The organism is Acidovorax sp. Leaf191, from assembly GCF_001424425.1.
Classification (GTDB): Bacteria; Pseudomonadota; Gammaproteobacteria; order Burkholderiales; family Burkholderiaceae_C; genus Acidovorax.
Window position 1 is genome coordinate 526,607 of record NZ_LMPT01000018.1, and the last position, 11,856, is coordinate 538,462.

At 59.5% G+C, this 11,856-nt stretch carries 6 protein-coding genes; 2 read left to right on the forward strand and 4 right to left on the reverse strand.

What is annotated here, in order from left to right; translation table 11 throughout:
* Positions 1-14: 14 nt before the first annotated feature.
* The 4 genes from ASG27_RS14065 to ASG27_RS14075 form a co-directional block, all read right to left on the reverse strand.
* A complete protein-coding gene (locus ASG27_RS14065; protein ID WP_056418218.1) occupies positions 15-503 on the reverse strand; it encodes a hypothetical protein in 489 nt (162 codons plus the stop codon).
* 398 nt (positions 504-901) lie between these two features.
* Positions 902-1,873 (reverse strand): IS481 family transposase, encoded by a 972-nt coding sequence (locus tag ASG27_RS14070; protein ID WP_056418222.1) that lies wholly within the window; start codon positions 1,871-1,873, stop codon positions 902-904.
* 128 nt (positions 1,874-2,001) lie between these two features.
* Positions 2,002-2,397, reverse strand: coding sequence for a hypothetical protein (locus ASG27_RS26805; protein ID WP_156370562.1), 396 nt, complete (start codon positions 2,395-2,397; stop codon positions 2,002-2,004).
* Between the two features lie 14 nt (positions 2,398-2,411).
* Positions 2,412-9,242 carry an RHS repeat protein gene (locus ASG27_RS14075; protein WP_082493203.1) on the reverse strand — a complete coding sequence of 2,277 codons (6,831 nt, stop codon included), beginning with the start codon at positions 9,240-9,242 and terminating at the stop codon, positions 2,412-2,414.
* Positions 9,243-9,463: 221 nt separating this feature from the next.
* Between ASG27_RS14075 and istA the strand changes: the two genes are divergently transcribed.
* The gene (istA, locus tag ASG27_RS14080) at positions 9,464-10,990 is read left to right on the forward strand and encodes an IS21 family transposase (RefSeq protein ID WP_056418229.1); all 1,527 of its coding nucleotides are present in this window, start codon (positions 9,464-9,466) and stop codon (positions 10,988-10,990) included.
* Positions 10,980-11,783: an IS21-like element ISThsp10 family helper ATPase IstB gene (gene istB / locus ASG27_RS14085; RefSeq protein WP_056418232.1), complete on the forward strand. Its 804-nt coding sequence runs from the start codon at positions 10,980-10,982 to the stop codon at positions 11,781-11,783. The genes istA and istB overlap by 11 nt, the downstream gene beginning before the upstream one ends.
* Positions 11,784-11,856 lie beyond the last annotated feature (73 nt).

Genomic DNA, 11,856 nt, shown 5'->3' on the forward strand with positions numbered 1-11,856 from the left:
TTTGGCCTCCTAAATCAGCGCAAAGTTCCGTACGGGATGGGCTTTCCATCCTGAGTGAAGTAGTACCTGTCAATAAGGTAGCTCTTCTCACCGAGGTAGTCGCGAATCAGCTGAGCACGAGCGGCATCATCGCCAAGCTGCCGGGCCGTTCTAATCTCACCGAGATACTGACTAGGTTCAGAAGCAAGGCGGAAGTCAGGGCTCTCATAGTAGAACCGCTGCCCAGGGAAGCCGAGCGCCTGGTCATCCAAGAAGTGACCGTACTCATGCCTCAGCGCCGACATCGACGCATCGGGGTCGAGGACAAGATTTCCCGGCACACCCCGCGTGGCCGACGGCCCATACGCGAATTGGCCCTCTGTGAAGCGAACGTCAACCCCCTTGTTGGCGAGGTCATCCATGATGGTGCCGTACTGTTCAGGATGACTCAGTCGGGCAGGCCCCATGGTGGCAAGCAGGCGGTCGCCGCCGGAGTTCATCACGACGCGGTCGGCGCCACTCACGGTATTGCCAAATGAAGAAAGTCCGCTCGCGGCGGACCTTCAGAAATTTCGTGGATTATTACGAGCTAATCAATTCAATCTCAGGAACATATTTTTTTAGTTCGGCCGAAGGAACATCCAGTGGCAACACTAAAACCCCTTCAGGAATTCTTGTGCGTGACACGTGAATTCCGTGATGATGGGCCGTGCACCACACAAAAGCGTGCCCCATCTTCGTATCTTGATTTCCAATAAACTGAAAATCCAACCCCACATGCCCGCACTCAGGGCATACGGTACGTTGCCTATCGGAAATAGCGTCCTTGAACGCAAGCGTCCATTCAATAAATGTACTCATTACCTAAACCCATCGCGCCTCCCGCTCTTGTTAAGTTGATAGTAATCCCAGAAGTTGCTCTCTAAGTGTCACATCCCGGACGATCATATGGCCGCTTGTGAAACAGATCCGGGTGTTCCTGGTACCACTCTTTCATGGCCTGCATCGGCGTCTTGCTGCCCAGTGCTGACTGCGGCAGTTGGTGGTTGTACAAGGCCACATAGCGCTGCAAGGTCTGCTCCATGTCCTCACGGCTGTTGAATCGGTGGGTCTTCAGGACGTCCGCGATGCGGCCATTGAACCGCTCCACCATGCCGTTGGTTCTCGGAGTCCTGGGCTTGGTCAGCCGGTGCTCTATGCCCAGCTCCTGGCACAGTTGGTCGAACTCATGGTTGCCGCTGGGTTCGCGCTCCCGGCTGGCAAACAGGCGGTCCGTGAACTCCTTGCCGTTGTCTGTCAACAGCTTGTTGATCCTGATCGGGCAGGCCTTGTGAAGTGCTTTGAGAAAGGCCCTGGCACTGGCCGCTGTCTTGTTGGCCTTGAACTGCACGAACACCCAGCGCGTGGCCCTGTCGATGGCCACGAACAGATAGCGCCTGCTGCTCTCGTCCTGCATCTGGGGTAGGTACTTCACGTCCATGTGCACGTAGCCTGGCTCGTAGCTCTTGAAGGCCTTGTGGACCACCACAGGCTCCTGGGGCTTGAGGGTGTTGAGGTTGCCTGCTCCATGGCGGCGCAGACACCGGTCCAGGCCTGAGCGTGAGACTTGGGCGCAAATGAACTCCCGCGTGACCGCCAACAGGTCATCCAGGGGCAACAGCAAGGTACGCCGAAGGTGCACCACCACGGTTTCTTGCGCAGGCGTGAGCACGGTCTGCAAGTGATGGGCCGTGTGCGAGCGGTCCCCAAAGACCTCGCGCTTCTTCCACTTGTAGACCGTCTGCTCAGTGATCTCAAAGCGCTGGGCCAGGACGCTGGCTGGTTCATTGCTGGCTGCGATCTCGGCGCGCACGGCGGGAGTGGTGCGGGCGTTCTTGTGCAGGGCTATCAACATGGCTTCACTCCCTGGATAGATTGCAAGGACTCTATCAACTCCTTTAAAACAGCTCGGGCCATGAAGAGTGGATAGCGTTTAGAGTCTATGCAATCATCCGGGATGCGACACCTACTTGTCCCAAAAGCTCATGGCGCCGATTTCGTCGCACTAATTCCGTTAGCCGTTAGAGCAGTGGCCAATTCATTGGAATAGTCAAAATATCCTCTTGCGTTCACATCCTTTTCGATAAAAATATCGCTCATAAATCTAGGTAGATTTCCGCTGAATTCCGAAATGGAAAGTCTGGTTTCGGCGGAGAACTCGAGAATGTAGGCGTCACAAGTTTCTCCTTCAGGTATTCCAAGTAATACAAACGTCATGCCAGAATTTTCATCTTTCGCGGTAAGAGCCGGAACTTCTTCGAAGCGCCCAGTATCCTCGCGTTCGAAATTAATTCTTCCTATTATGGTGCCCAGTTTTTTTGCCATATCTTCCAAGGGCAAGGAGCTTGGAATCTCCACTTCCGCCAGTATATTTTTCATCGAAATTTTCTCCGTTATTTGCCGCTCTGCAAGAAGTAATATTGAGAGCCCGATTTTTTCGCTATTTCATCTGTGGTGTATATTCTAAACGTAGGAAGTTCTGCTTTCATCCCACCGAGGGTTGTATTGCTCTGCATGGTATTCCCGAATTTTTGGAAAGTACCTTTCAATGACCCATCTAATTTAGCTATGTCCCTAAAGAAAGTCTTTCTTGAAAATTGATCAGCCAAATCATCGCTAACGACGAAGAAATCGGCGTCGTAGCCTTGCGCGCCGGTGAAGGGCTTACCTTTTTTTGTGGCAACGGTGCCATTAAATGCAACTCGCTCGCCATTCAAGCCCCGTTTCGTATCGTTTTTCAAACCATCAACAAGACTTCCTCTAAACCCAATGCGCGCATTCGGGTCGAGTTTCCATATACTCTGAAGCGACGGCTGCGCCGCATCGCCGATTGTTTGAACGATCTGAGCGCGAGAAGCATCTCCTCGCAGCACTAGGCTGTCCTCAAATGACAGGGACAACCTACTAGCCTCAGTCCGTACCCCCGCGATACTACTTGGCGAACTTGGCACGCCGCCACTCTTGGGCGTCATCATCCCGCTGAAGCCTTGTGCTATTGCCGCGCCTGCAGCTAGCCCCAGCGAGTTACGGTCGGCAGGTAGCCCTGAGACACTTTGTGCACGCAGAATGTCAGAAGCCATCGGCACTTGAACCATGGATGGGTTGCCATCGCTTGAGGTAATTTGCGCATGGCGTGCTTGAACGCTTTGCATGGCTGCAATGTCACCCGCTGATCGCGCTGCACTAAAGTCTTGCCGCAGTTGCCCCAGTTCTTGGGCGCGTTGGAGCTCTAGCGGCGTGGAGTCTGCAGGAGTCAGCGCATTGGCCACGTCGTAAGCCAAGCTGCCTACCGCGCGCATGGTACGGTTTACTACGCCATCGCCGCTCCAATACTCTTCCATTGACGCTCGTGAGAACAGGCTGTAGTCCTGCCCCAAACCCGTCACTGGTCCACTTGCAAGTTGAATTGTCTCAAGTGCGGTACCTTGGATGCTTCTTGTAGCGACCGGGTATGTATTAACGCCGCTGTCCCAGCTGTACCCTCCTTGGCCATTTCGACTCAGCAGGCTTGGACTAGCAATGAGGCTGCCGGAACTGGATGAGGTCGGTGTCATCAGTGGAGCGACAACGCCGCTACCGCTGATCCACCGCTCCTGCACTTGCGCTGAAGTTTGACTGTCGGAGACACCGCCGAGTGCCATCATCGACATCCGCTCCAAGTTCGTCTGGCGGTAAGTGTCATCGTACGGACTGCTGTTAGGGGCTTGCTCCGTCCAGTTGGACAACCTAGCCCCTGCGCCCGCCAAGCTGTAGGGCGATTGTTGGCTGGGCTGCATTGACTCCCCCAAACTTTGGCCGAGGGCATTGCCGAATGCATCCATGGCGACCTGCTGAACGGAGATCCGTCCACCGCGCATCGCTGCCGCGGCCATGCCACCCGCAAATCCCGCGACAGCGCCACGCGCTAGTTGTCCGCCAAAGTTGCCCAGGTTGTTGAATGTGCCGTTCGCATTGAGCAGCGAGCCGACCTCTGCACCTACGCCGGCCCCCACTGCGGATGCAGCCACCTGGGTCCAACTGAAGGACCTCTGCAATCCCGTAACGACGCCAATTCCTTGCGTAACTGCACTGCCTAATGCTGCGCGCACCGCAGCATTGCCGAAATCTCCGAGATTGGTAGGCAGGAAGTCTGCCCCAGCGAGCCCACCCGACACCCCACCGCTAATAGCCGACAACGCCACGTTTTTCCAATTAAAACCCTGTTGGGCTCCAATTGCATTGCCTACCACTTGACTGGCGATGGAGCCCGCAGCACCACCCGCTGCGCCTGAAGCTGCCAGGGCACCATAAGCCCCCTCGCTGATAGCTCCGAGGACTCCGCCGCTAATGTTGGAAATATTGGCGAGCCACCACTGCTGAGTAACAGCGGCCACCGCGACAGCTACCACCATCATGATGATCTTGCCCATTCCTCCGCACTTGTCCCCCTGCGCAGGCATGGGCAGCGTGGGATCCATGCTGCCGGTGATCTTGCTCGGGTCGTACGGCTGGAAGGTCTCTGCGTTGTTCGCGTTCAGCGCCAGCTTGGGCACCGACAGCGTCTGCCCTGCGGTCAGCGGGGCATCGGCCGAGACCGCTAGGGCGTTGGCGTCGGCAATGCGCCACCACAGGCTGGCGTCGCCTAGCACATTGCGGGCTACATCGCGCAGCGTCTCGCCGCCCACCACCGTGTAGGAGACCGGATCGACACTGGCGCCCTTCAGATTGAGCACCTGGGCCTCCATCTGGAAGTCTGTGGAGTGCACGTACTTAAGCACTTCTCCCTGCGGCGAGGAGTTGACGCGGTCATACGCATCGCCATAGCGCCCCAGCACCTCACCGTTGGCCACCAACTGGCGTTGGACGTGGCCTGGGTCCATGGAGTTGCCGATCCAGCCGCCTACGTAACCGCCGGGCTCATTCATGATGCGCCCTGCTACCACTCCATCTGCCTCGTTCGTGCGGCCTGCAGCCTGGTTCACATACAGCGCATTGCCCTGAACGTCATTGACGAAGGCGCGGTTGAAGCGCAGGTCCTTGAAGGTAGGGCTGCCTCCGGTATTGGTCTCCTCCACATTGCTGATGAAGCCATTGGCATCGCGCCAGGTGCGGCTGATGGCAGTGTTGCCACGACCCACGGTGGTCGCTGTCAACTGCAGGTAGCTGCCGTTCAGCGCCGCATGCTGGTACGTCGTAGTGGTGGCTGTGCCATCGCTCACCTGCTGGTAGCCGCGCAGATTGCCCGCGTTGTCGTAGCCCAGGCCGGTGGCCGAGCCCGTGTCGTGGTAGCGGATATCGTCCACATGGGTCTTGGCTTTGGAATCATCGCGGCGCAGCACCGCACGTGTGTCTTGCAGCTTGCCGGTGGCGCTGTACTGGTTGTAGCGGTGCTCCTCGTTCCACAGGCCATCGCGCTTGACGAGTGACATGGTGTAGACCGCACGGCCGGCGCCGTCGTACTGGTAGGTCTGGCGCTCAGCAATGCCGTAGCCGCTGTAGCTCACCATGCGGTGCAGGTCATCGTAGGTGTAGGCATAGCTGCCGTTGACGTTGCTGCCGTTCTCGCCGCCACCCCGGATGAACACATTGTTGTCGGCGGTGCGATTGCCCGAGAGGTCGTAGGCGTACTCGTGCCGCTCCTGCAGATCCCCGAGTTGATCCCCGTTCCAGGCGTACTCGTTGCTGCTCTTCTGCCGATTCATCGCGTCATAGGTGAACCGCGTGACGCTGTTGTTGACCTTCTCGGTGCCGCTGGACTGTGTCTTGACCTTGGTCGACACGCTGCTGCGGTTGCCCGCCAGGTCATAGTCGATGCGCACATCCACGCGACCGTCCAGCACGGCACGCAGGCGGTTCTGCGCGTCGTAGAACAGGCGGTTGTCCTGGTAGACGACGTTCGCATATTCACCATTGGCCAGCTTGGTCTTTTGCGTGACACGCTCGCTTAGGCGGTTGCCTGTCAGGTCGTAGCTGTAAGTCGTTGTCTGGCCCAGGAAGTTGTCTTGAATGCGGGTGAGCTGGCCTGCGCCGTCGTACTGGTAGTCAATACTCTTTTTGAGTTTTGTGCCAGTCCAGTTGATGTCCGTTCCGCTATTGCCCTCGTGCGTGAGCTGGCCAGCCAGGTTGTAGGCGTAGTCATACTGAACGGTGCCGTTGCCATCGCCATGGCCGACCAAACGGCCCAGAGTGTTGTAAGTCCAGGTCTGGCCCAGGCCGTTGGCGTCGGCCTGCTCCACCTTGCGGCCCATGGCGTCGTAGGCGTAGACGAAGCCGTACTTCAGGACGTAGCTGGCCTGCAGGTCATGGCCATCCGGTTTGCCGTCTACCTTTCCGTTTGCGGGCCGCAGACCCGCCTCCTGGCCGGTGTAGACGACGTTACCAGCGCGGTCGTAAACGTAGCGGGTGGATTCGTCGTTGCCGTTGATGACCCGCACGCGGCGGCCGGCCTCGTCGTATTCGACGCGTTCGAGGATGGTCTGTACCTGACTTGTCAGGGTCACGCCGTTGGCAGCGTGTTCTCCTTGAGGGCCATTCTGTACCGTGCCTTCGGTGTTGGTCACGACCTGGCGGGTGATGGCCTGCTGCAGCGCTGTCTCCTTCAGACGCGAGAGCTTGTCGTAGGCGAAGTGGGTGACCACCGTGCGCTGCGCACTGATGACCTCTGCGGACGAAACGCGATCACCAAAAGCGTCGTAGCGGTAGTCGGTGCGCCCGCCGTCGGCGTTGCGCTTTTGCACCAGGTTGCCGGCTGCGTCGTAGACCTTGATGTTGAGGTTGCCGACTCCGTCGCGCACGCCGATCTCGCGGCCCAGTTGGTCGTAGTAGATGCGGGTGGTCGAGGAGCCCTCGGGGAAGTTCTGGGGCAGGGTCTGCTCGATGAGCTGGTTGTTGGCGTTGTAGCGGTAGGTGGTCTTGTAGTGGCCTGACGAATCCAGCACGCGCGGGTCTTCCACCGAGGTGACGTTGCTCCAGCGGTCGTAGGTGCGGCTGCTGATGGCGCGGCTGGTCAGGTTGTAGGGCGTGCCGGCAACAATGCGCGAAGGCGGCGTGTAGGCCGGCGTGTTGTCGATGATGGCGACGGCGCCACTGGGGCCAGCGGCAGGCACGTTGATGGTGATGTCCGTGCGGGCCTTGTAGGCTCGGTGCTGATTGGTGGCGGGGTATTCGATGACCACCGAGATGGTGTAGCTGGCACCGGGCTGCATGGTGCCGAGCGTGATGCCCTGGCTACCGCCAGCGCTGAACTGGCTGCCATGGCTGTCGCCCTGCGTGAACACGAAGGGCGAGCTGCCGAACGATGGCAGCGGCGGCGAGGCTGTGACCGTCACCCTGGCATTGGCCTCGGGCTTTTCCCATTGAAGGACAGGGCTCAACTGACCGTCGATCTGGGCCATGCTGGTCTTGACGCCCGCAATCTTGGCCGTCGCGCTGTGGCTCGCGTTCATCATGTACCCGGCAAGCACTTCCTGGTCGTAGACGGTGGTCAGGTAGTCGCCCTTGCTCATCGGGCCAAATGAGTTGCCGTCGTACACGGCGTACAGCGCCGTGGTGCCAGGGGCTGGCACCTTGGAGATGAAGCCGTCCTGCTGGTATGCGCTTTGGTACCAGACGCCTGGGCTCAGCGAGCTTGGCGCTGAGTTCAAGGGCGTGTAGTTACCAATGTCCGAAGAGTTGGCCGTCAGGCGGTAAATATTTTCGTTGCCGTGTATGTACTGGTACAAGCGGCTATTGTTGTCATTCGACGAAGTCTCGACGTAGCCCATGATCCCGTCGAAGCGCGCATATTCTGGCGTGCTGGGGTTTGCTTGATAGTCGGCAATGAACCGCTCGAACATCGCGATAACCGTAGGGTCTGCCGTGGTGATATGGTGGTCGTTGTTGTACGGCATATAGAAGCGGTACAACGGCTTACGGTCATAACGTGGCTCTGTCCACACATACCCAACGATGCCAAGGTTGGTGACGTTGTTGTTGGCTGAAGTGATGGGTGCCGTGCTGTCCCACGCGCTGAGGCCCTGCGGCACGGAGAGCGCGCCGGTGGCGTGCATCTTTTCCGAGCCGCCCGCCTTCTGGGCGAGCACTATGTACTCGAAGTCTCCCGCCCCCATATTGAGGGCGATGCCTTGCATGCCGATTCCCATGCCGCTGGTGCGACCGTCTCCATAGCTGAAGATGCCGCTGCCCACCGCACGTTCTGTGTAGGCTACGGTGCTTCCCTTGGGTCTGTAGCGCAAGGTCACAGTCCAGTCGGATGGCGGCTTGGGCCATTGCAGCACGCGGTAGAACGTACCGTCAATATTGGCAGTGCCTTGGTTGACGCCTGCCATCACTGGCAATGCTGATGGGTTTTCTGCGCCGATGTTGAACGTGCCGGAGCCAACATCACGCGTCTTCTCTGGGTTGGTGTTGCGGATGCGGTACTCGTAGCTGCCGTTGAGCAGGCCCAGTTGGCTAACGTCGAAGCGGGCGGCAGAGCCGAAGGACCGCTGAATGCCGGTGGGGGCAGTGGTCCAGTTGCCGCTGCCGATGAGCCGGTACTCCAGCGTGGTGCTGCTGATCAAATCTTGCGGATAGGTGACCTCTATGCTCAGACCGCCAGCGGATGCATAGACTGTGGGCGCGCGCGAGTTGGCGGCGCCTTGGGCCGGCGGGTTCAGGCCCAGCAGGGCGTTACGGTCGCTCAGGGCGGTCGTGTAAAGGCCGTCAGTCCTGTCGCCGTTTCGCACCTTGTTGTTGTTCTGCAAGCTGTAAAGCTTGACCATGCCCAACGGTGCGCTGCCGGCAGGGTCGCCCACATAGCCATCAATGCCCTTGTTGACCCAACCTTGGTTGGTCAACGCAGCGAGCTCTGAGCCTCTTGCGTAGATCGAACCATCGAGTCCAGCCTTGGCCAAGCGATACATGGGGACCAAGCCGGGGGCAGGGCCTGCACTCACGTAGCCCGCAATGCCTTCGTCCAGCCACCCGCGCTGCTGGTTGAGCAAGCTGTCCCGTTCACCGGCGTTCGTGCTGAAGTAGTGCGAGTCGGAAAGGCGATTGTAGTACCGGTAGATGGGAATGCGCCCGTCGCCCGACTCGCTCCAGATGTAGCCCGGGCTTGACGTTTCTGACCAGTTGAGCGCTAACGGATCCCCTGGCGGCGCGACGTTATACAGGCTGGACCAAGCACCGAAAAGATCCATTTTTTCGATCTTGATGTGTTGATTTCCACGCAGAAGTGACCCACTGACCCCCAGGATTTCCATCCAAACCTGACCCACGTACTAACCCTAACCTGCTGCTTTGTTGAGCAGCAGGAGACCAGGAGTGATAGACGTGGCAACACTGAGGCGGGTGTGCACACTCAGCTGGATGGNTGTGTTGATTTCCACGCAGAAGTGACCCACTGACCCCCAGGATTTCCATCCAAACCTGACCCACGTACTAACCCTAACCTGCTGCTTTGTTGAGCAGCAGGAGACCAGGAGTGATAGACGTGGCAACACTGAGTGTCATCAGGCGCTGGGCCCTGCGAGAGCAGCTGTCCATCAGGGAGATCGCCCGCCGCACGGGCCTCTCGCGCAACACCATCCGCAAGTACCTACGAGCAGGCGAGGCCGAGCCGCACTACGCCAAGCGGGTCAGTCCTTCCAAGCTCGACCCCTTCGCATCGAAGCTCTCGGGCTGGCTCAAGACGGAGGCCGGCCGATCCCGCAAGCAGCGGCGCACCGTCAAGCAGATGTACGCCGATCTGCAGGCGCTGGGCTATACCGGCTCCTACAACCGCGTAGCGGCCTTTGCCCGTCTCTGGCAAGAGCAACGCCTAGTCGCACAGCAGACCACGGGGCGCGGCACCTTCGTTCCCCTGGCCTTCGGCCCGGGCGAGGCTTTTCAGTTCGACTGGAGCGAGGACTGGGCTGTTCTCGCTGGCGTGCGCACCAAGCTGCAGGTAGCCCACTTCAAGCTCAGCCACAGCCGAGCGTTCTACCTGCGCGCCTATCCCTTGCAGACGCACGAGATGCTGTTCGATGCCCACAACCATGCGTTCGTCGTGCTGGGCGGTGTGCCCCGCCGAGGCATCTACGACAACATGCGCACCGCTGTAGACCGGGTGCGCCGTGGCAAGGAGCGCGACGTCAATGCGCGCTTTGCGGCCATGGTCAGCCACTTCCTGTTCGAGGCCGAGTTCTGCAATCCCGCGTCGGGCTGGGAGAAGGGCCAGGTGGAGAAGAACGTGCGCGATGCCCGCCATCGCCTGTGGCAAGTGGTGCCGCCATTCCCAAGCCTGCCCGATCTCAATGCCTGGCTTGAAGAGCGCTGCGTGGCGCTGTGGCACGAGATCGAGCACGGCAAGCTGCCGGGCACCGTCGCGGATGTCTGGGCTCAAGAGAAGGCAACCTTGATGCCGATACCCCGGCCCTTCGATGGCTTTGTGGAACACACCAAGCGCGTCTCACCCACCTGCCTGGTCCACTTCGAGCGCAATCGCTACAGCGTGCCGGCGCCGTATGCCAATCGGCCGGTGAGCCTGCGGGTCTACGCGGATCGCCTGGTGATTGCCGCCGAAGGCCAGATCGTGTGCGAGCACCAGCGCCTGATCGAGCGTAACCACCATGGTGCCGGGCAAACCGTGTACGACTGGCGCCACTACTTGGCGGTGCTGCAGCGCAAGCCCGGGGCCCTGCGCAATGGAGCTCCCTTCCTGGAGTTGCCGCCGGCCTTCAAGCGCCTGCAGGCCACCTTGCTCAAGCAAACCGGCGGTGACCGGGAGATGGTGGAGGTACTGGCACTGGTGCTGCACCACGATGAACAGGCTGTGCTCGCTGCAGTGGAGTTGGCACTGGAGTCAGGGGCTGCCAGCAAGACGCACATCCTGAACGTGCTGCACCGCCTGCTGGACGGCAAGCCCGCTCCAGCACCGGTCACATCGCCGCAGGCCCTCAAGCTGGAGGTGGAACCTCAAGCCAATGTGCTTCGCTACGACCAATTGAGGGAGGCACGCTATGCGTCATGACCCTGCCATCGCTTCTATCGTAATCATGCTGCGTGAGCTCAAGATGCACGGCATGGCCCAGGCGGTTGCGGAGCTGGCCGAGCAAGGTGCACCGGCCTTTGATGCAGCACAGCCCATCCTGTCCCAGCTGCTGAAGGCCGAGACCGCCGAGCGCGAAGTGCGGTCGGTGGCCTACCAATTGAAGGTGGCCAGGTTCCCGGCGTACCGGGACCTAGCTGGGTTTGACTTCGGCCACAGCGAGGTGAACGAGGCACTGGTACGCCAGCTGCACCGCTGCGAATTCTTGGAGAACGCCAACAACGTGGTGCTGGTGGGTGGACCGGGTACGGGCAAGACCCACATCGCCACAGCCCTCGGGGTGCAAGCCATCGAGCACCATCACCGCAGGGTGCGGTTCTTCTCCACGGTGGAGCTGGTCAATGCACTGGAAGAGGAGAAGGCCCAGGGCAAGCCGGGGCAGATCGCGCACCGCCTGGCCTATGCTGACCTGGTGATCCTGGATGAGCTGGGCTACCTGCCGTTCAGTACGTCAGGAGGAGCTTTGCTGTTCCACCTGCTGTCCAAGCTGTACGAGCGCACGAGCGTCGTGATCACCACCAACCTGAGCTTTAGCGAGTGGGCTGATGTGTTCGGAGATGCCAAGATGACCACGGCGCTGCTGGACCGACTCACGCATCACTGCCATATTCTGGAAACCGGCAACGACAGCTACCGGTTCAAGAACAGCTCCGCACAGCAACCACCACAGACCACCAAGAAGGAGAAGATAGCCAAGAACTTATCCACAACGTGAGCGTGAAGCTCACGAACCAGGGTGGGTCAGATCGAGATGGAAATGGTGGGTTACGGTTGCATGGAAATCAACA

Excerpts from the sequence above, each read along its gene's own strand:
- ASG27_RS14070 (WP_056418222.1), bottom strand. The coding sequence starts at position 1,873 with ATGTTGATAGCCCTGCACAAGAACGCCCGCACCACTCCCGCCGTGCGC.
- ASG27_RS26805 (WP_156370562.1), bottom strand. The coding sequence starts at position 2,397 with ATGAAAAATATACTGGCGGAAGTGGAGATTCCAAGCTCCTTGCCCTTG.
- ASG27_RS14075 (WP_082493203.1), bottom strand. The coding sequence starts at position 9,242 with ATGGAAATCCTGGGGGTCAGTGGGTCACTTCTGCGTGGAAATCAACAC.
- istB (WP_056418232.1), top strand. The coding sequence starts at position 10,980 with ATGCGTCATGACCCTGCCATCGCTTCTATCGTAATCATGCTGCGTGAG.